Annotated in this window: 25 protein-coding genes and 2 pseudogenes; 19 read left to right on the top strand and 8 right to left on the bottom strand. The window is 56.8% G+C overall.

Going from position 1 to position 18,471, the window contains the following annotated elements:
* The first annotated feature begins 161 nt into the window (after positions 1-161).
* The 8 genes from AAIH70_RS25330 to AAIH70_RS25365 all read left to right on the top strand — a co-directional run bounded on the left by AAIH70_RS25330 (position 162) and on the right by AAIH70_RS25365 (position 4,668).
* The gene (locus tag AAIH70_RS25330) at positions 162-416 is read left to right on the top strand and encodes a type II toxin-antitoxin system Phd/YefM family antitoxin (protein WP_111564548.1); all 255 of its coding nucleotides are present in this window, start codon (positions 162-164) and stop codon (positions 414-416) included.
* The gene (locus AAIH70_RS25335) at positions 416-817 is read left to right on the top strand and encodes a type II toxin-antitoxin system VapC family toxin (protein WP_430036290.1); all 402 of its coding nucleotides are present in this window, start codon (positions 416-418) and stop codon (positions 815-817) included. The genes AAIH70_RS25330 and AAIH70_RS25335 overlap by 1 nt, the downstream gene beginning before the upstream one ends.
* 1 nt (position 818) lies before the next feature.
* Positions 819-1,901, top strand: a complete 1,083-nt coding sequence (locus AAIH70_RS25340; RefSeq protein ID WP_430036292.1) for a site-specific integrase — start codon at positions 819-821, stop codon at positions 1,899-1,901.
* Between the two features lie 225 nt (positions 1,902-2,126).
* The gene (locus AAIH70_RS25345; RefSeq protein WP_430036294.1) at positions 2,127-2,420 is read left to right on the top strand and encodes a type II toxin-antitoxin system Phd/YefM family antitoxin; all 294 of its coding nucleotides are present in this window, start codon (positions 2,127-2,129) and stop codon (positions 2,418-2,420) included.
* Complete coding sequence (locus tag AAIH70_RS25350) at positions 2,417-2,794, top strand: type II toxin-antitoxin system VapC family toxin (protein ID WP_430036296.1); 378 nt, start codon at positions 2,417-2,419, stop codon at positions 2,792-2,794. Before AAIH70_RS25345 ends, AAIH70_RS25350 begins: the two co-directional genes overlap by 4 nt.
* Before the next feature lie 103 nt (positions 2,795-2,897).
* The gene (locus AAIH70_RS25355; protein ID WP_430036298.1) at positions 2,898-3,131 is read left to right on the top strand and encodes a type II toxin-antitoxin system Phd/YefM family antitoxin; all 234 of its coding nucleotides are present in this window, start codon (positions 2,898-2,900) and stop codon (positions 3,129-3,131) included.
* A complete protein-coding gene (locus AAIH70_RS25360; protein ID WP_430036300.1) occupies positions 3,128-4,255 on the top strand; it encodes a site-specific integrase in 1,128 nt (375 codons plus the stop codon). Before AAIH70_RS25355 ends, AAIH70_RS25360 begins: the two co-directional genes overlap by 4 nt.
* A gap of 158 nt (positions 4,256-4,413) precedes the next feature.
* Positions 4,414-4,668, top strand: a complete 255-nt coding sequence (locus AAIH70_RS25365; RefSeq protein ID WP_430036302.1) for a hypothetical protein — start codon at positions 4,414-4,416, stop codon at positions 4,666-4,668.
* Between the two features lie 35 nt (positions 4,669-4,703).
* Here AAIH70_RS25365 and AAIH70_RS25370 read toward each other — a convergent pair whose 3' ends face one another.
* Positions 4,704-4,949, bottom strand: a complete 246-nt coding sequence (locus tag AAIH70_RS25370) for a hypothetical protein (RefSeq protein WP_430036304.1) — start codon at positions 4,947-4,949, stop codon at positions 4,704-4,706.
* A 281-nt stretch (positions 4,950-5,230) separates the two neighbouring features.
* Here AAIH70_RS25370 and AAIH70_RS25375 point away from each other — a divergent pair, with 281 nt between their 5' ends.
* Positions 5,231-6,148 (top strand): recombinase family protein, encoded by a 918-nt coding sequence (locus AAIH70_RS25375; RefSeq protein ID WP_430036306.1) that lies wholly within the window; start codon positions 5,231-5,233, stop codon positions 6,146-6,148.
* A gap of 109 nt (positions 6,149-6,257) precedes the next feature.
* Here the strand turns inward: AAIH70_RS25375 and AAIH70_RS25380 are convergent, their stop codons facing one another.
* The gene (locus AAIH70_RS25380; RefSeq protein WP_430036447.1) at positions 6,258-6,479 is read right to left on the bottom strand and encodes an alpha/beta fold hydrolase; all 222 of its coding nucleotides are present in this window, start codon (positions 6,477-6,479) and stop codon (positions 6,258-6,260) included.
* A gap of 352 nt (positions 6,480-6,831) precedes the next feature.
* Between AAIH70_RS25380 and AAIH70_RS25385 the strand changes: the two are divergent.
* The 3 genes and pseudogenes from AAIH70_RS25385 to AAIH70_RS25395 all read left to right on the top strand — a co-directional run.
* Positions 6,832-7,553, top strand: a pseudogene (locus AAIH70_RS25385) (integrase); the annotation flags it as partial.
* A 401-nt stretch (positions 7,554-7,954) separates the two neighbouring features.
* The gene (locus AAIH70_RS25390) at positions 7,955-8,197 is read left to right on the top strand and encodes a hypothetical protein (protein WP_430036308.1); all 243 of its coding nucleotides are present in this window, start codon (positions 7,955-7,957) and stop codon (positions 8,195-8,197) included.
* A gap of 73 nt (positions 8,198-8,270) precedes the next feature.
* Positions 8,271-8,471, top strand: a complete 201-nt coding sequence (locus AAIH70_RS25395) for a hypothetical protein (protein WP_430036310.1) — start codon at positions 8,271-8,273, stop codon at positions 8,469-8,471.
* A 5-nt stretch (positions 8,472-8,476) separates the two neighbouring features.
* Here AAIH70_RS25395 and AAIH70_RS25400 read toward each other — a convergent pair whose 3' ends face one another.
* Positions 8,477-9,166 carry a TetR family transcriptional regulator gene (locus AAIH70_RS25400; RefSeq protein ID WP_430036312.1) on the bottom strand — a complete coding sequence of 230 codons (690 nt, stop codon included), beginning with the start codon at positions 9,164-9,166 and terminating at the stop codon, positions 8,477-8,479.
* 490 nt (positions 9,167-9,656) lie between these two features.
* Positions 9,657-10,235, bottom strand: a complete 579-nt coding sequence (locus AAIH70_RS25405) for a hypothetical protein (protein WP_430036314.1) — start codon at positions 10,233-10,235, stop codon at positions 9,657-9,659.
* A gap of 290 nt (positions 10,236-10,525) precedes the next feature.
* On the opposite strand from AAIH70_RS25405, the gene AAIH70_RS25410 reads away from it, so the two are divergent.
* On the top strand, positions 10,526-10,894 hold the full coding sequence (locus AAIH70_RS25410) for a hypothetical protein (RefSeq protein WP_430036316.1): 369 nt from the start codon (positions 10,526-10,528) through the stop codon (positions 10,892-10,894).
* A gap of 236 nt (positions 10,895-11,130) precedes the next feature.
* Positions 11,131-11,313, top strand: a complete 183-nt coding sequence (locus AAIH70_RS25415; RefSeq protein WP_430036318.1) for a transposase — start codon at positions 11,131-11,133, stop codon at positions 11,311-11,313.
* A gap of 16 nt (positions 11,314-11,329) precedes the next feature.
* On the opposite strand, the pseudogene AAIH70_RS25420 reads toward AAIH70_RS25415, so the two are convergent.
* Positions 11,330-11,790, bottom strand: a pseudogene (locus AAIH70_RS25420) (IS3 family transposase); the annotation flags it as partial.
* On the opposite strand from AAIH70_RS25420, the gene AAIH70_RS25425 reads away from it, so the two are divergent.
* Complete coding sequence (locus tag AAIH70_RS25425) at positions 11,677-11,949, top strand: hypothetical protein (RefSeq protein WP_430036320.1); 273 nt, start codon at positions 11,677-11,679, stop codon at positions 11,947-11,949. The pseudogene AAIH70_RS25420 and the gene AAIH70_RS25425 overlap by 114 nt on opposite strands.
* 179 nt (positions 11,950-12,128) lie before the next feature.
* A complete protein-coding gene (locus tag AAIH70_RS25430) occupies positions 12,129-12,587 on the top strand; it encodes a hypothetical protein (protein WP_430036322.1) in 459 nt (152 codons plus the stop codon).
* Between the two features lie 112 nt (positions 12,588-12,699).
* On the opposite strand, the gene repC is transcribed toward AAIH70_RS25430, so the two are convergent.
* The 3 genes from repC to repA all read right to left on the bottom strand — a co-directional run bounded on the left by repC (position 12,700) and on the right by repA (position 16,387).
* Positions 12,700-13,914 (bottom strand): plasmid replication protein RepC, encoded by a 1,215-nt coding sequence (repC, locus tag AAIH70_RS25435; protein ID WP_430036324.1) that lies wholly within the window; start codon positions 13,912-13,914, stop codon positions 12,700-12,702.
* 166 nt (positions 13,915-14,080) lie between these two features.
* The gene (gene repB, locus AAIH70_RS25440) at positions 14,081-15,112 is read right to left on the bottom strand and encodes a plasmid partitioning protein RepB (protein WP_430036326.1); all 1,032 of its coding nucleotides are present in this window, start codon (positions 15,110-15,112) and stop codon (positions 14,081-14,083) included.
* Between the two features lie 66 nt (positions 15,113-15,178).
* Entirely contained in the window at positions 15,179-16,387 is a 1,209-nt protein-coding gene (gene repA, locus AAIH70_RS25445; RefSeq protein ID WP_430036328.1) for a plasmid partitioning protein RepA, read from the bottom strand.
* A 456-nt stretch (positions 16,388-16,843) separates the two neighbouring features.
* Here repA and trbB point away from each other — a divergent pair, with 456 nt between their 5' ends.
* The 3 genes from trbB to AAIH70_RS25460 are packed head-to-tail and all read left to right on the top strand — an operon-like array spanning position 16,844 to position 18,471.
* Positions 16,844-17,809: a P-type conjugative transfer ATPase TrbB gene (gene trbB, locus AAIH70_RS25450; RefSeq protein WP_430036330.1), complete on the top strand. Its 966-nt coding sequence runs from the start codon at positions 16,844-16,846 to the stop codon at positions 17,807-17,809.
* Positions 17,799-18,179, top strand: a complete 381-nt coding sequence (locus tag AAIH70_RS25455; protein ID WP_430036332.1) for a TrbC/VirB2 family protein — start codon at positions 17,799-17,801, stop codon at positions 18,177-18,179. The genes trbB and AAIH70_RS25455 overlap by 11 nt, the downstream gene beginning before the upstream one ends.
* Positions 18,172-18,471 carry a conjugal transfer protein TrbD gene (locus tag AAIH70_RS25460; RefSeq protein WP_430036334.1) on the top strand — a complete coding sequence of 100 codons (300 nt, stop codon included), beginning with the start codon at positions 18,172-18,174 and terminating at the stop codon, positions 18,469-18,471. The genes AAIH70_RS25455 and AAIH70_RS25460 overlap by 8 nt, the downstream gene beginning before the upstream one ends.

Genomic DNA, 18,471 nt, shown 5'->3' on the forward strand with positions numbered 1-18,471 from the left:
ATAATGTCCGATAATCTTGCATTATCGGACGTCTTTGCTATTCTTACTGGATCCGCTACGAACGCCAAGATTTTACTTCTAAACGCGCATTTCGCCGCTTTCAGATAATCGAGAACGGTGCTAATTGTGGCTAGACAGCCTAGCTAGATCGGAGCAGATTCATGGATTGGCAGCTGCAGGACGCTAAAAACCAATTTTCGAAAGTAGTGCAAAAAGCCCGCTTCGAAGGCCCACAAGAGATAACCGTGCGTGGCGAGCGCACGGCCGTTGTCTTGTCCGCAAAAGACTATGACGCTTTGCGCGCAGGGCGACCGACTTTGGTCGATGACCTGCTCGCCGGTCCGCCCTGGGATGACGCCTTCACCGACGCTGTCGACGCGCGGGCCAAAGTTTCAAGCCGCGACGTGGCCTTCTGATGTATCTAGTGGATACGAATATCGTCTCGGAGGCAAGGCGGGGCACTCCACAGGCGGTGTCGTGGTTGCGCTCGGTCGATCCTCTCAGCGTCCACTTGAGTGCGCTGACGCTTGGTGAGATCATGCGTGGTATTGCCTTGAAACAAAAATCAGATCCCAAGGCTGCGTCACATCTTGCCGAATGGCTGCGCAAGCTGCGCCACGATCATGCTGACCGCATCCTCACGGTGACCGACGAGATCGCAGTCGAATGGGGCCGCATCGCCGCAATCCGTCCACGCGGCGACATCGACGGGCTGATCGCAGCCACTGCAATTGTCCATGACCTGATCCTCGTCACTCGCAACGTTAAGGACTTTGAGGACACAGGCGCAGCGGTGATCAATCCATGGGAAGTGTGAGATGAGCGAGATTCTCGGTGGACAAGCTGTGGCGGACGAGCCTTTCATTTCCACAGGAGAAATTCCCTCCCCTGCCCCACAACCGGGGTCCAGCCTGTCGGGCCACCTGCAGGATCTCACCGATCGCGCTCGAAGCTACGTCGACGCGGCCAGCTCGATCAACACTAGAAAAGCCTACGCATCCGATTGGAAGCATTTTTCTGCCTGGTGCCGTCGCTCCAGTCTTTCCCCCCTCCCCCCACTTCCGCAGACCGTCGGTCTCTATATCACAGCCTGCGCCTCGGGATCCGTCGACCGCGGGGCAAAGGGAAATTCCGTTTCGACGATTGAGCGCCGCCTCTCGTCGATCTCTTGGAATTATGCGCAGCGCGGCCTGGTCCTCGATCGCAAGGACCGGCATATCGCCACCGTAATGGCCGGCATTCGTAACAGCCATGCCCGCCCACCGGTCCAGAAGGAAGCGGTCATGGCGACCGACATCATTGCCATGCTAGAAACACTCGATCGCGGCACTCTGCGCGGCATGCGCGACCGTGCAATGCTGCTAATCGGCTACACTGGTGGGCTTCGGCGGTCAGAGATCGTTGGCCTTGATCTAAAAGCCGACCAGACCGAGGACGGACGCGGTTGGATCGAGATCGTCGACAAGGGCATGCTCCTCACCTTACGTGGCAAAACCGGGTGGCGAGAGGTCGAGGTCGGCCGCGGCTCGGCCGATGCCACCTGCCCGGTCGCCGCGATCGAAACGTGGATCAAGTTCGCCAAGCTTGCGCACGGTCCCCTCTTCCGTCGGGTCACGGGACACGGCAAAGCGGTTGGATCGGAGCGCTTGAACGACAAGGAAATAGCCCGCCTGGTCAAGCGCACCGCCATGGCTGCGGGTATTCGAGGCGATCTGGCCGAGATCGAGCGTCAGTTTAAATTCTCGGGCCACTCCCTGCGCGCCGGCCTCGCCTCGTCTGCCGAGGTCGACGAGCGATATGTGCAGAAGCAGCTAGGCCATGCATCAGCCGAGATGACCCGCCGGTATCAGCGCCGGCGTGACCGCTTCCGCGTGAATTTGACCAAGGCTTCAGGGCTTTAGCTGGCCCCTCCCCTCCTCCGCATGAAATTGTAAGCGGAGATTTTAGTTCGGAATTCTCACTTAGCGCTTCAATTGAAATCGGGAGCTAAAAGCCACAGTATGATTGGTGGTTGAGGTTATAACCATCGATAAGTACCTCTTATCGGAAGTGATAAGTACACGGCGTTTGTACGTCGATGCGCGCCGTGCTATCCTCGCGTCAAACCTGCCGCCGGAGCTCAAACAATGCCGCAAACCAGCTACAAGATCAGTGAGGCCCGCAAGAACTTTGCTCAGGTGCTGGAACGCGCCAATCAGGGCGAGGAAATCATTATTATGCGGGGCAATGACGTATATGCGCGCATCGGCCCGGGGGAAGCCGGCGGCAAGCGGCCGTTTGGGCTGCTACGCCAGCGTGGTCTACCCGACGACCTATTCGATGATCACGACGCGGAACAGGCGGCGATCGACGCTGGCGACTGGAATGACGATACCGGCGTATTTCGGGGCCCCGTCCCCGATCACGGGAGCCGCTCGTGAAAATTCTGCTCGATAGCCATGCGGTGTACTGGTGGACGATCGGTAGTGACCGTCTGTCACAGAAAGCCAGAGCGCTCATCGAGGACAAGACCAATGTCATTTTCGTCAGCGCCGTCTCCTTCTACGAGCTGGACAACAAGATGCGCCTCAAAAAGCTCGATCTGAAGCCGCAGGAATTGCGGGCTGCAGTGACTGCCAGCGGTTTGCAGACATTGGCCATCAGTGATCTGCATGCCGAACTGGCGGCCGCTTTCGACTGGGAACATCGCGACCCGTGGGACAGGATTCTGGCGGCACAGACGAGGCTGGAACATTGCACACTGGTTTCGACGGACGTTGTATTTGACGCGGTTCTGCATGAGCGCGTGTGGTAAGAGCGAGCGGACGGTCGCAGCGTTTGCCATGACACGGGTTGCCGATAGCGAAGAATGGGCAGCCCGTCATTTCAGTGTGGTTGGCTTGGTCATAGGAGAGAAGATGCGCATTTCGGTAGATGTCGTCGAAGCCGCTGACCGGTTCGAGGAACTGATCGAACTGGCGCAACGTGGCGACGAGATACTGGTCTGTCGTGCAGGAACACCGGTCGCCGCGCTAACTGCGGGCACGATGGATGACGTCTGGACGCTGGCTGCTAGAGGGCGCGCAAATGTACCGGCCGGCACGACCTCGAACCACGACGATTGCTACGATGAGCACGGATTGCCTAAATGAGCGCCGTCGACCGTCGTGCCCACGAACTCGACACGATCGCCGCTGTCCTGCCAATGGAACGGCGCGACGAGCTCGCCGAGCTGCTCACCGATCAGGATGTCGCGACGCTTCGCCATCTGGTCAATGAGGGCATGGGCGAAAACACCCTTCGAGCCCTCACCTCCGATCTGGCCTATCTGCAAGCCTGGTCCCTGGCGGCAACCAGCAAATCCCTGCCCTGGCCGGCGCCCGAGGCGCTGCTTCTGAAATTTGTCGCGCATCATCTTTGGGATCCACAGAGGCGACAGGAGGATCCTCAGCATGGGATGCCTACAGAAGTCGAACAGAACCTTCGTAGTCAGGGCTTTCTGAAGGCGGCTGGCCCGCATGCGCCCGACACCGTGCGCCGGCGTCTTGCCACCTGGTCGACCCTGACGAAATGGCGAGGCCTTTCTGGCGCCTTCACATCCACTGCCCTCAAGTCGGCCATACGCCTTGCTGTCCGTGCCACACCGCGGCCGCGCAAACGCAAGAGCGCCAAGGCGATCACAGGGGATGTGCTGGCAAAGATGCTGGCCACCTGTTCAAGCAACAGTCTGCGCGATCTGCGTGACCGGGCGATCCTGATGGTAGCCTTTGCCTCCGGTGGACGCCGGCGCAGCGAGATCGCAGGATTGCGGAAGGAACAACTGACGGTCGAACCGCCAATCGCCGGTGAGGACAGCCCTCCCCTGCCCTCTCTTTCCATTCATCTCGGTCGCACAAAAACATCCGGGTCCGATCACGACGAGGTGGTTTATCTCACCGGCCGGCCTGTCGAGGCGCTGAATGCCTGGATCGCGGCCGCGCGCATCGAGGCCGGGTCCGTGTTTCGCAAGGTGGATCGCTGGGGCAATGTCTCGAAGCGGACACTGGATCCGAAATCGGTCAACGATATCGTCAAACAGCGGGCGGCGATGGCGGAGTTGGATCCTGAGGAGTTTTCGGCGCACGGGCTGCGGTCGGGATACCTGACAGAAGCTGCAAATCGCGGCATTCCCCTCCCCGAGGCCATGGAGCAATCCCGTCACCGCTCTGTCCAGCAGGCATCCAGCTACTATAACAGCGCCACGCGCCGTAGTGGGCGGGCGGCAAGGTTGCTTTAGGGGCCTTCCTTCACCATGAACGTTTCATGATGGGTATAACGGCACTCCAGATCGCTTGTCTCATAGTCCAAGATACTTTCTCATTGTCCTCCATTAAACTCCCGCTAGGGTTACGCTTACAGCATGGGGACAAGTCATTACGGCTGGAGGAAAGTCCAATGAACGAGAGCCATGAGAAGATTTCGAGAGCCGCAAATACAACAGACAAAATCCAGTCGCTTGTGGGTGAAGCGCTGGATTCCCTGCGGTCGGGTTTCAACGGCCGGGTTGTTAATGGTTTCGGCGTGTACGTCGACTCTTCAAGTCGCTACAATGATCTGAACACTGCACTGGTTGCCATCAAAGCTGCTGTGGAAATCATGCGGGAGACCGATTGGCCGACAGACGCCGAATTTGGAGCCGTCGATGCATAAGCCTGCGTTGTGAATTCATGACTAGACACGACTGGCTAAACGCTCTTTGCCCACGCCAGCAGATCACGCCAACGCTTCATGTATCCCTCAACAATCTGCGGATTCATATCAGACGACAGCAGCCGGTCCGCGAACATGCCGAGGTCGAACCTGTTCAATTCGGTATCTTGTGAATAGTGCCTGAAGGTGTATCGAAACATTTCCTCCCAGCTTTTCCGAACACTGACCGTCTCGTCCTGCAATTCGAGACGGTAACGGTCAACCAACTCACCAAGTGTCATCTTTACCCTCGTCCCTCGCGATCAGCGCAGATTTATACTCAGCCATCCTTCTCTTATCATCTTTCCCGCCCTCCCCGCTCTCAGACGTCGCTGTTTTCCGATTTTTCCCCCGCAGGGCTCCGCCAGCGCGCGATTTACGCCAATGTCAGAACCCAGTTCATTCAGGGCAGCAGATCGATTCTGGCGGGGCTGGATTTCACTAATAATACACGCTTGCAAAATGCCGTTTTCTCACGCATTCTTAATCTGTACAAAGCATCTGAAAAATGCATGAGAGAACCATGGCAAAACGGCAGGCCGCCAATCCATCGCCACCTCCAAAACGTCTTATCGGCTATGCACGTATCTCGACCGACGATCAGGTCGATGATGTCCAGATGGACGAGTTGCGCGCCGCCGGTTGCGAGCGGATTTTTCAAGAGCATGAATCTGGCGCGCCACGGACCCAGCCGGTACTGACAAGGCTGCTCGGCGAGCTTGCCACCGGTGACGTCCTTGTCGTCGTCAGGCTGGACCGCCTCGCTCAATCGGTGAGCCATCTGTTGCAACTGATCAAGGGCCTTCTAGAACGCGGCGTCTATTTCAGATCGATCTGTGATCCGATCGACACGTCCACATCTCAGGGAATGTTTTCTCTTCAGGTCCTCGAGGCGGTCGCACAGCTCGAACGAGCGCTAAGCGCCGAACGAACCAAAGCTGGGATCGAGCAAGCGAAGGCTCGTGGCAGAATGCCGGGCAATCCCGGACTTCGGGAAAGGCGGCCAGAAGCGATCATGGCGGTGTCGAAGGCGCGAGAGAAACTCTATCTCAACGAGTTGATCTCGTCCGCCCAAACTTGGCTTCCAACCGTCCGGCAGCTTCGCCCCGCGCACAGCTGGGACAATGTCGTGAGGGTCCTCAATCGCCAAGGCCATGACTGGACCGTGGAAAGACTGCGCCGCGCGGTGCATCGGATGGTCCGTGAGAAGCTGGCCGATCCCGAGCTGATCGCGCGCTCGCCCCGTCGCGCTCCGGAAGATCACCTGATGAAGCTCGTGGCGGCCATTGCCATTGCTGATCCAGGGCTGTCGCTGCGCGAGATTGCCGCCCAGCTGGATCAAATGGGTGAACGTCCGGCGCGCGGTGGGCGGAAATGGCAACCGTCCTCTGTTCGCCACCTGCTGGACGAGGCACATCGGTTCGGCCTTATTCGTCATTGAGGGCACGGAGCATCAACTTGCCGATTGTGCGGCTTCTCGCGCGGCCTGCTTTGGTTCGTTCGGCGCTTTGCGCACGCTCGATACGTTTCCTGCACTTTACGGGGTATGGTCACGAACGAGGCTCGACGCATAATCGTTCCTGCCTGATCGGGAAATGGGTGGTCGCGCTAACCAATACGATCGACCTCATGCGTTTCGGTTGGCTCGTTGCCATGTGCAGGAGCGTCATCCCACCGGAACTTATCCCTACAGCCGAGAAGCGATCGACCCCCGGCTTCTCAAGCAACACCAGCACGTCGCTGGCCGCTTCCTGGTGCGTTAACCTTCCCATTGGATTGGTCGAGACCACGACCACGCAGATCGACAACGATCAGTCGATAGGGTTCTGCAGCCTGGCGACAAAAGGATCCCAGTTCCGGCCGGAACCATCAAAGCCGTGTAGAAGCACGAGTGGCTCTCCACTCCCGTATTCCTCGTAATACAACTCAATGCTGTCGATCTGGACGACCCGTCCATTGGTGGCGGTTTGCTTCGGGACGTAGGTTGTTGTCACGGGCGTGCTTCTCAATCCAACCAACGTTCTGCATTGCAGAAGCCTTGATAAAAGCGGCTGTTTTTTCCTGATTTTTATGACGGCCATGGTAACGCGTTGTGCGATAACCACTACGCCCCCTGTTGGCGCTTTCATGAAAACCTCCGGACCGCATACACCGGATGTGGTACGCCGCCGGCTGGCGACATGGTCGACGCCAAGCAGATGGCGCGGGCTCACCGGCGCGTTTTCCACGCCAGCCCTTGAGTCCGCCATTCGCCTCGCTGTATGCGCCGTGCCACGTGCCTGCGTGAGATCGGGCAATTCTGATGGTGGCTTTCGCATGGTGGGCGCCGACGCAGCGAAATCGCCGGCCTGCGCATCGAGCAATTGATGAGAGACGATCCCATCGCCGTCGCCGACGCCCCTCCCCATCCCTCGCTTGCCAACCATCTGGGACGCACAAAGACCAGTGGCGGCGATACGGACGCGGTCGTCTATCTTACCGGCCGCCCGGTTGAGGCGCTCGACGCCTGTCTGGATGCGGCGAAGGTTCCCCGTGGCAGCATTTTCCCGAAAGATCGATCGCAGCGCCATGTTTCGGTTTGGCGCCGGATCCGAAATCGGTCAACGATATCGGCAAACAGCGCGCGACTTTGGCGGGTTTGACCGGCGAGGAGTTTCCCGGCCACGGGCTCAGGTCTACCTGACCGAGGCCGCCAACCGCAGCATTCCTTAGCCGAGGCAATGAAGCAGTCTCGCCCTCGCTCGATCGAACAGACTGCCAGCTGCTCTACGACACGAGCCGCGATCCCGGCGGGTCATCATATACCAAAAATCAAGAAACGTCCGGGGACCCTCTCTAGCGAATAACATGGAGATACGTACCGCTATGAGGGAAATTGGCCTTTGCTTAGACGCCATCTCGCCGCACATAAGGTTGTGCTCCTGTACAGCCACTGTCCCCCGGCTGTGCAATGCAACTCCCCTAGAGGCATTGCCTCTCAACTAAAGGGCTGCGGTTTTGCTAGCCCTTTTTTTCTTGCAGCGACATTCACTACGGTCAGCCCGATCCCGATGGCCGGGTCAGGCCCCAGTTCGCATAAGCCGCGCCACACCTTTGAGGACATCATCAACGACGATGAGCGCGCCGCCAAATCCATTCCCGTGGTGCAGTCATGTCAGCTATAGAAAGAGCGCAATAGCTCAAATGATGCTGAGCCGGTGGGTTTGCAGGCCCTGTGGATCCAGATACAGCGCCCTACCATCAAGGAATGAGAAAGAACAAACAGCGTCGTTCAGTGGCAGGTGAGCAAGCCGGCGATCATGGAAAAATGATCAAGTTACAATTGAACGCGCTTGTAGCAGATGCAGTCGGGGCAGGATGGAGTAAGACCGATACCATCTCGGCAATGGAACAAATCGCCAGAAGCATTTCCCCCCGTAAATCTGACGCTGGTGATCTGGAAGAAGTTCTCGCGGCAGTGAACAGGATGCGTGCCTCATTGCCACAGTGATATCCGGTAGAGCGATTTTCAGGAACAAATTTAGCCTTGCCTGCTTTGAGGATCGTCAGGCAAGGAGACGACAATGCCGGAATTCAACCAGACAGCGGACGCGCCCAGTGTCCAGCTCAATATCGAAGACGGAACCGCCAGCTACTTATTTCGCGAGCAGTCATACATGCTTCCCGGCACTTACAGTGATATCGACGTGGCGCGCCGGAATGCTGAAGAACAATGCCGTGGCTTGGGGTGGTCGGGGTCCGACTGTGAAGCTAAGACAATCTAGGGCAATCATTGTGGACGGACGCCGGGCGGCAGCAGAAAGCCGGCGGGGATTATTCCCCCGATGAACTCGGCGGCCTGGGCGTTGACGATCCCTTTAAAGTTTTCGACGACCGCCGCGGCTTGGGGGCGTGGATGCATCAACGCGAGCCTGACGCAAGCATCGGCCATGTTCGACAATATGAAGAGCGTGCCTTTGTACTCGTCACGGCGAGGGGCTTTCACATACCCAGCAGTCGCGTCGTAGAAGTCCTGGACCTGCGCACGTGTTTCCTCGATGTCCTGTTGCCCAAGCAGTTTGCTAGCCTTGATAGCGTTGAGAATTTCGATCGCAGACGCATCCTTCTGCATGATCTTATAATATGCATCAAGCAACTGGCCTGGCGCGACCATTGCGTCCTGCGCCGTGCGGATGTTTGCGATGGTGGCCTGTAAAATTGCTCTTGTCTCTGCCACGTAAGCTTCATAGAGCGTCGCAAGGATAGCCGCCTTGTCCGGGAAGTACTGATAGACCGACGCAATTGGTCCACCGGACTTTGACCCGATTTCCTTCATCGTGACGGCATCGATTCCTTTTTCACCAATAAGATCCGCAGACACCTTCAGGATCTCTGTTACGCGATCCCGGCTTCGAGCCTGCTTCGGGGATCGACGCAAAATTGGCGGCTTTGGCTTCGATGAAGGACGGTTACGGGTCATCTCAATTCCCTCCGCCCCGTTTTGTGGGGCCTTTCCAAGTTGGATACGGTGTCTGTGATAACAGACAACGCTAAGGTCCACCTAGCTCCCAGGCTATCATCCAATCATGCACTTCGAAAATTTTGTACATTCGCAGATGAAAGATTGACCTCTGTTTCAGAGGGTAGGGCGCGCATCTCGGGCACCAGTTTCAGAACAGCCCCTCGCGGTTTCAGACAGCCACTTGGGGGGCCGGGGTAGGAGTGGGCCACCGTCACCAACCGAGACGTGGGCGGTGTTGCGTTAAGACGTCATTTCTTGCGACGGATGGAATGGAGGAACCGAAGGGAGGGTAGGGGTCAATGAATTTTAGGTGCTCGGCCGCTCGGAACGGCGGTCAAGTTTGGGCACAGCCGACCACCGCGCGGCGCCTCAAGGATTGCCGAAATGTTGAATATCAACAAGTTAAGGTGTAGTCAGCTGACAACATCCATTTCACCTTACGGCCATGTTACCGACACTGTGCAAACTCTACCGGCACCCAGACGGTGACGTTGAACCCGATAGCAGGATCAAACCTCTCCGGTGCCAACAGCGCATTGCCATGTTCCTTTGCGAACCAGCGGGCAACGTCGGCATTGTAGATCTCTTCGACGACCTCGCGAACTTTTCCGGCTGCGGCAATCGCTCCGCCGTGCATCAGCTTTGCCGTGTTGACATGCGCCAGCCTGCGCTTCGCCGGAGAACCACCATCCGAAACAGCGACTGCCAGCCGTGCAGGTCCATAACTTTTGACGCGTACCTTCAGGCGGGGAGGGCGGTAGGCATCAAAACGAGCATTGATCTCGGCGATGCAGGCAATGACGTCCTCATCGCTGATCTGCACCTGCGGCGCTACATCGGCAACGACATCGAGCTGGTGGTCAAAGTTCTGGCGCGTGATTGCTTCGGCATGATGAGCATAAGCCAGATGTTTGACCGGCAGTGCCTTCAGCCAGCGCATGCGCTGCGCGATCGCCATCGACTTGGCCGCTTCCTCGCCGAGACGGCCGATGGAGAAGCTTTCGCGCTTCTGGCCCTCATTGGTCATCAGCGTCGCTTGCCAGACGTCACCCTCTACGGTCTCAATGGTAAAATGACCAGTATCGACAACAGGAGGATTATTCCTGCGTCGAGAGCGAATATTCAAGTCAAAGCAAGAGTCCATTCTCGTACCGACAAATTGACGGCTGAGGAACAGACCAGATTCACACGTCGAGTTAAGGGCCAAGATGTCGTTCCCAATACGTGGGGAGAGGCTATTGACCTTCGAATCTCGGGCCAAAATGGGCTGTGGCGCAGAACCTATCCCACCGGGGCACCATTTACAGGATCACCTGAATGACGGAATTTTACTCATCTGAAGCAGTTCGACCCGCTGGGTTTACCTACCCTCCCGAATTTACCAGCATCATTGAATTGGGACTGGTGGATTTCGCCGTATGGAATTTCATTCCCGGCAAGCGCGCGGACCAGATAATCCAGCATCTTAGTGGCACCTATAAAAAAAGTTATGTTCCTTTTGCAGAGCAACGCGGTAGCGATGACCTCGCATGCTGGGTTCCGGGCTCGGATAAGGTCTATATTATTGAATACTCGGCGGTGGATGGTGAGGAGATAATGAATGTGCATGAGACATTCTGGTCTTGGTTTACCTCGGCGACCTCGGAGATGATTGAACATTTGAAGTCCGAAATCGAATACGGGTGATTTTTTTGCGCAGGCTCAAAGTCAAAACGTGATCACCATCGAGATGGCATTACTTTCCTATATTTGTAATTCCAACAAAGTTCGTAGCATGTTGAGTTATCATGTTTATATATATTCGGTTTAGAAGTTCGCTTATGACAGTGTCAACGTGACCTGACAGCCTGTCCGAGAATTGTGTTGAGTGATCGGGTCGATGATGATTCCAAGACGGTGTTCAAAGCCAGAATGGAAGCGCCATGTGGAACCCGACCACCCGGCGGCAGTATAGTCGCAACCAGCCCCGATATGAAACCGACCTAACGGATAGCGAATGGAAGGTGCTCTCCCCACTGTTTCCTCAACCGGCCCGCAGAGGGCGCAAACCAGTTTGGTCTGTGCTCGAGATCGTCAACGCCATCTTCTATGTTTTCAGACTCTGAGACCCATCGTCCCTTTATCACGGCGCAGATGGATATGGACGCAGCGATATCCATAGCGAACGCGCGTCTCGCAAATCACCCTGATCCGTCTTTCGAGAGGGGCCTCCCCGGTTTCTCGGCGTTTGTAGTGGTAGGTCGAGGTGTCGCACGTCAGGACCTAGCAGGCCCGTCGGGTCGGTATACCCCGCGACACCAGCATCCCGTTGATCAGATTGCGCTTGCGGGCAGGCCTTAGAGCTTTCCGCGAATAACGTCCTGCAGCATCTCTCGGTCCAGGGTCACGTTGGCGACAATGTTTTTCAGACGACCGTTCTCGTACTCCAGAGCCGTCAATCGACGCATCTCGTCAGGCAGCCAACTCGCATGGCAGCAAATTCCAGCCAAAGGGACACCGTCATTACCCTGCTTCAGGATAAACACCTTCTGGGCGTCCGAAAATTCGACGCTTTCACCGTTTCCGCTCCTGCCAAAAGCCAGGAATCTAGCGCGAGAAACCCAATCAAAAACGATCCAGCTTTTGGGGATCAGGGCAATACACCGACGACTGATGTTCAGAATCTCTCCAAAATTCCCGAACGCGGGCCGTTACTCGCTCGTGCCACATTGTATGAAAAACCATTTCAACACCTCGAATAAAATATGGAGCCTTGGCGTGCAGAATCGCCGCGATATGGATGCGAGGATGTTCGGCAATCAGGAAAATGGCTATAAATTCCTGGCAACGCATTCGTCGAAAAAAAAGTGAGACCTAGATCTTGAATGCAAAATGCAAATTCCTCTTGATCCTATTTGCGGGATTCGTACTCACGACCCCAATGTCGGCTTTGGCCGACGGTCTCGACTTGGCAAAATTGCAGGTGCCGCTCAGACTGACAGCGATCCCCAAATCGGACAATGGCAAAGCCGTCGGAATGGCTGCAACGCTAACCAAGGACAGCCTGACCTATAAAGCAGTGAAGGGGTCGTTGCATCTGATGCACGAGGGCAGTTTCGATCTAGCCAAGATGAACGAGCGCTATCAGTCTGTTTATAAGAACGCCGATGGTGCTCACGTCTACGCAGTTACGAATTGGGAAGAAATAGCGGCATCAAACAAACACAACATCCATATTCGTGACGAAAACGCACCAAAATTTGTCTATGTGTACAAATCCAAATATATCCCAACTGGCCAGCGGGGGATTTTTGTGTGTCTAATCTCGAACATGGATTTCGAAAATTTCATGTCGACGGGATCCGGGCACGGACGCTGCGACGTGTTTAAGGACAAGTAACCGACGTCCGCGCAAGACATGCAGCCTGAGTACTGATCTTGCGCTACTCCGGATGCAAGCGGTGTAAGCCTCGGCCGGGGATTGCGACCGGACATCATTTATGAAGGATGCATCACCCCGTTTTACCCAGACCGTGCCCATGCGCACGAAGTTGTGCCATCACCATCGGGCCAAGCGAGAACTCCCCCTGTTCTGATCGGCGCGTCAGATCGCGAAGGTAACCGCCTGGCGAATTGATCAGGTTGGCGCGCTCCAGCATACAGGCCACAGCGATCGCCGCATTCTCCGGCCCCATCACCTCGCAGGCATGTTGATATGCAGACGGGCTGATATCCAGTGCCGATCGTATAACCACGGCGGCCGACATGAAATCCCGCCAGTTTTCGATCACGCCACCACTCGCATAATCGAATATTTGTGGGCACGCCTTCAGGACTACGGATAGCGGGAATGCCTTTGGCGGCTCGCTCGACGCCCGCTTCTTTTCGCTCGACTTCGCTCCCTGCTCTTTTTCGGGGCCAGGTTCAAATTCACTGAAGGATTCGGGTTTTGAATTCTGTATGTGACGCTCAATATGAGCATCATTGCTGCTCATATTTTGATCTTTTTCCTGCACTTCCAGCTGGTTGACGACCTCATCGCGCAATATAGACATTTCTTCCAGCAAGCTATCGATCTGCGCGCGGGTCGGTGAGCGCGGGATTCTTCCGACGATGCCGACATAGACGTCCTCAATGTGCTGCCAATCGCCATCAGCACCCTCTTCCATAGCCGCGGAGATCAGCTTACGAACGTCACGCCGGCAGATCGTCAGGCTCTCTTTCACTCTCCGGAAAGCAGCGCGCTCGGCAACGACTTTTTGCGCCATCTGCGCAAGCTCACCCGCGCGCGCTAAAAGCGGCGAAAGATCGAACCCGTAGGCGGATTCGACTGAACCTTCGTCATCTTTGCGGGCGAAACGTTTGCCGTTTGCGCTATCGCGGCGGATGATCAGTCCAGAATTGACCAGCTGCGCGAGATGCCGGCGTAGTGTCGCCCCGGCAATGCCGTGAGCACGCAAAGTCAATTGTGCGTTGGACGGGAAGACAATCTTCTGCGCGTCCTGGCGAAGCTCGTTCTCTGGATAAAAACTCAACAGAGCGTCGAGGACCGCCAGGCTGCGGTCCTGCAGCCCAAGCTCTATTCGCGCTTCCGAGGCATCGCGAAACACACGCCATTTTTCGGCCGTTCTGCCTGGCTCAATCTCGTTCACGGCAGTCTGCCGTTTCACGAGAGCAAGCGAAACCGACCGCCGCCCAAAGGGCGTCGTCACATTTCCCGTTTGCATTTTCTTCTACCTTCAAAAAGGCAAAGGAAATCCGCTCACCAAATAGGCGCCAAAGACTCTTGACTGTGATTCATGGAAATGCGATTCTCAGGCTGCTTACACCATAGAGAGGGGCTTCCACGACGGCGACGTTTGGGGGGCCTTTTTCTTTTGCTGTTCCTGTTCTCTATTTTTCCTCAGATGTTACACTTTTGCTCCGGAAGCTTTCATAGAGTTCCGGCAGCTGCTGCATGAGGTATTCTGCAAAATCGGCATCGCGATCGCGATCGATCTGAATTTTGCAATGCTTGGCTGTGAGCGCCAACGTCGCGATTTCCGCGCCATTTGCCGTGTGAGCGACAAGTCGGGCAGGGGAGGGGGCAGCAACGGGCTTTGCCTTGGTGGCACGTAGCACCGCCAAAAAGCGATCATCAGATTCCTTTTGGGCGAACGACTTCTCATCGATCGCGCTCCGGGCATTTCGCTCAGCAGTACTGGCCTTTAAGACATCGGCAAGTTCCTGCCATCTCGGTCGACCAATCTTCGGTGCGCGTCCTATCGCCTCGATCAACCAGGTCGGGACAGCTTTCGCAACGCTCAGAAGTTTAGACGCTTCCTGCCGGTCGATGGACAGGGCAGTCTGGATCAGCGATCGCTGGAAGCCGCCGGTCTCAAGCTTGAGTGCAAAGCTGGCACGTTCAATGAATGTGAGGTCTTCGCGTGCCGAGTTTTCGATACCCTGCGCGACGACGAGACGATCATCGGATAGCTCACGAACATAGGCCTTGACCTGCAGGCCGAGGTCGGTGGCAGCTTTGACACGCCGATGGCCGTATGCGATCTGATAACGTCCATGCTCGGACGGATGCGGGCGTACCAGAATCGGGATTTCCTGGCCGTGTTCACGCATGGAGGTGGTCAACGCCTCCACAGCGGCGGCATCCTGATCCGCGAAACGATCTGCAAAAGGAGACGGGTCTATCTGGCTCGGATCGAGTTCGACGGGGAACGAACCGTTGGCGACCTGCTTCTTGAGCTCCTCATAATCCCGTTCAACCGATGAAAACGTATCCTTCAGAGACTTGACTGCACCGGACGCGACACGCTGAACGGGCTGACGTGCGTCTTCGGCGGGCGCCTGTTCATCATCACCTGCGAATAGGTTACGGATCGACTGTCTACGGTTGCTGCTCATGTTAATCTCCCTGGTCACGACCATTGGAGGAGTTGATGTCGTCAGCTGACAACAGCTTAACTCTCTGAATTTCCGTCATCTGCACAGCGTTCATCGACCCCACACCTCGTTGATCAGGCCAACGGCCTCGTGGTTGACGGCACTGATCGATTCCATCGCTCGATCATAAGTCGATCGACCAACCGCACCGCGCGAAAGCTCGTACAGGGACTGTTTTGTCAGACCGGCATTGGCGATTGCGGTCGATTTCCAGGCCGATGCGGTCATGACATCCTCGGAGAAGACATCACGCAAAAGCCCGACGATCTCCTGCTCGGGCACATCGCGTGGATCGTGCCGCGTCACGAGGAAACGCAGGAAGTCATAGTCCAGACGACCACCGGCTTCCTCGATGACGGACACGAGGTCGGACGTCATAAGCAGGAACTGGCTCATTGATGCAACATCGACCATTTGCGGATGTACGGTGACGATCATACCGGTCGCAGCATTGAGCGCACCCATGGTCAGGAACCCGAGCTGAGGCGGGCAGTCGACCACCACGACATCGAAATCATCTTCCACCTGAGCAATTGCACCGGCAACCCTGCGGAAGAACATGTCCTCGGGTCGCGAACGGTTTTGCAGCATGAAGCGAGGGGTCTGGTGCTCGAACTCCATCAGTTCGAGATTGCCCGGAACGATGCTGATTCCGGTAAAATACGTGGGCCGGATGACATCTTTCATCGCTACGCGCTGTTCATCATAGCGAATAGCACCATAGAGCGTCGTGTTTTCGGCGACATCGAACTCAGGCTGATAGCCGAACATTGCAGACAACGACGCTTGCGGATCGAGGTCGATGGCGAGAACGCGGTAACCCTGGAGCGCGAGACCTTGCGCCAGATAAAGCGAGGTTGTCGTCTTGGCGGATCCACCCTTGAAATTGGCGACCGTAATGATCTGCAGCTTTTCACCGTCACGACGGCGCGGCCAGAAACGCACTGCCTCCTTCGGCCGCGCGGATGCCAAATACTCACGCAGCTGGTTGATCTGCTCCAGCGTGTAGGAGCGCCGACCGCCTGTACCAATATCCGGCACCGGACCGAGACCGTCGAGGGATAGCTGGCGCAGGTAACCATCGGATACGCCGACGATCTCGGCGACTTCACCCGAAGTGAAAGAACGGAGACTCTTCTGCGCCGTCGGCGGAAACGCCCGTTCGCCAACTTTCCTCAATCGCGCGGACAGCGCTTCCGCGCGTTGCGTGATACGAGCGGATGTGGATGCTCGGTTGATGTCCCGGTCAATCACGTTCACGGTGGCCCCTAGCTTAAGACGGTTTCTCGGCGTTAGACGCGCTATTGCCGTCTCAAACTAACGCACGATTCTCACGCTGCCGCAAGAGAAATAGAGTTAACAAGAGGTTAACGCCAATTTTTGCGCCCTCGAAGAATCTGGGCAGGAGCCTCCTATTCCATTGTAGAATCATGACGATGGGTCGTTTTTCTCGTAACATGCCCAAAAAAGTTACTCACACTTTTGGTAGTGCTCTCCTGCCGCGTGCAGGCGACTAGCGGCGCCTCCATCATTCCGAGTCGTGAGAATCACCACTGCCAGTTCTGCTAGTGGATCATGTGAGCGCGGTGTCGCACACCTTCGATGGAGAAACCGAAAAAGAGGTCTCCATGTTCATGACCTGCAACCTGCAACGCGATTGTTCAAAAGTCACATCCGGCATTCTATTGCCCTACCTATCGTCTGGACGGTGACGTCATGGCTCAGGTGAGATCACTTCCGCGGCTCATTCGAAAACTCCAGGACGCACTGGGCGAGCAGATCTGCGCCGCTCTCGACGATGGCAGTGTCGTCGAGATCGTGCTCAATCCAGATGGCCGAATATTTGTCGAGCGTCTCGGTCATGGCATGACACCCGCCGGGGAGATGTCTGCCGGCGCCGCTGAAACCGTGATAGGCTGCGTCGCGCATGTACTGGACACCGAGGCTGACGAAGATCGGCCAATCATTTCGGGGGAATTGCCGATAGGCGGGCATCGGTTCGAGGGTTTGCTTCCCCCGATCGTATCTGCTCCGTCATTCACGATCCGCCGGCGCGCGTCGCGGCTCATTCCGCTTGATGACTACGTGGCGTCCCATGTCATGACGCCGCATCAGGCGTCGGTGATCCGCAACGCGGTTGCCTCCCGATTGAATATCGTCGTCTCGGGAGGAACCGGCTCCGGCAAGACGACGCTTGCAAACGCGATCATTGCGGAAATCGTCGAACACGCCCCAGACGATCGGCTGGTCATTCTCGAAGACACTGCCGAGATCCAGTGTGCCGCCCGGAACTCCATCTCACTGCACACAAGCGACGGGATCGACATGTCCCGGCTCTTGAAAAGCACGATGCGTTTGCGGCCGGACCGCATCATTGTCGGCGAAGTCCGCGACGGGGCAGCCTTAACCCTGCTGAAAGCCTGGAATACCGGGCACCCGGGTGGTCTTTGCACCGTCCATTCCAATACGGCGAAATCCGCGCTGCAGCGTCTTGAGCAGCTGACCGCCGAAGCCAGCCAGCAGCCGATGCAGGCCGTGATCGGAGACGCGGTTGATCTCATCATCTCCATCGAACGCACGCCCAAGGGCCGCCGCGTTTCAGAAATCCTGCATGTCAGCCGGTTTGCTGGCGGCCACTACATCACAGAACCCTATGCAGAGGAGACGCACGATGCGGCGTGAACGGACGTACTCGCTGGTAGCTTATCTTACCATTGCCGTTGTTGTTGCCGGATCGCCGGCAATAGCGGGTTCGGGAGGCAGCCTGCCATGGGAGGGGCCACTCGAACAGATCCAGGAATCCATCACCGGCCCCGTGGCGGGCTATATCGCGCTTGCCGCGGTGGCCATTGCTGGCGGGATGTTGATATTTGGCGGCGAGCTCAATGACTTCGCGCGAAGGCTTGTCTATGTCGTGCTTGTTGCGGGCATTCTGCTGGGCGCGACCACGATTGTCGGCTTGTTCGGTGCCACTGGCTCCTCGATTGGCCTGACCGAGCCGTTGCCAATGCCAACGCAGTTTGCTTGGACAGAGGAGGGGCCCGATGTCTGAGGCGCTTTCCAGCCTGCACAGGAACCGCATCCACCGCGCTTTGTCACGCCCGAGCCTGCTGATGGGTGCCGATCGAGAACTGGTGATGATCACCGGGCTGGCCTCAGCCATCCTCATTTTTGTTGTGCTTACCGTCTATTCGGCCATCTTCGGCCTTGCCGTCTGGGTCGTGATCATAGCCGCATTGCGGCTGATGGCAAAGTCGGACCCTATGATGCGCCGCGTCTACATCCGACACATTGCCTACAAGCCGCTCTACAAGCCGACCACTGCGCCATGGCGCCGGTTCTGA

Origin of the sequence: Neorhizobium sp. BT27B (assembly GCF_050455485.1) — a bacterium.
In the GTDB taxonomy this organism is placed as follows: Bacteria; Pseudomonadota; Alphaproteobacteria; order Rhizobiales; family Rhizobiaceae; genus Neorhizobium.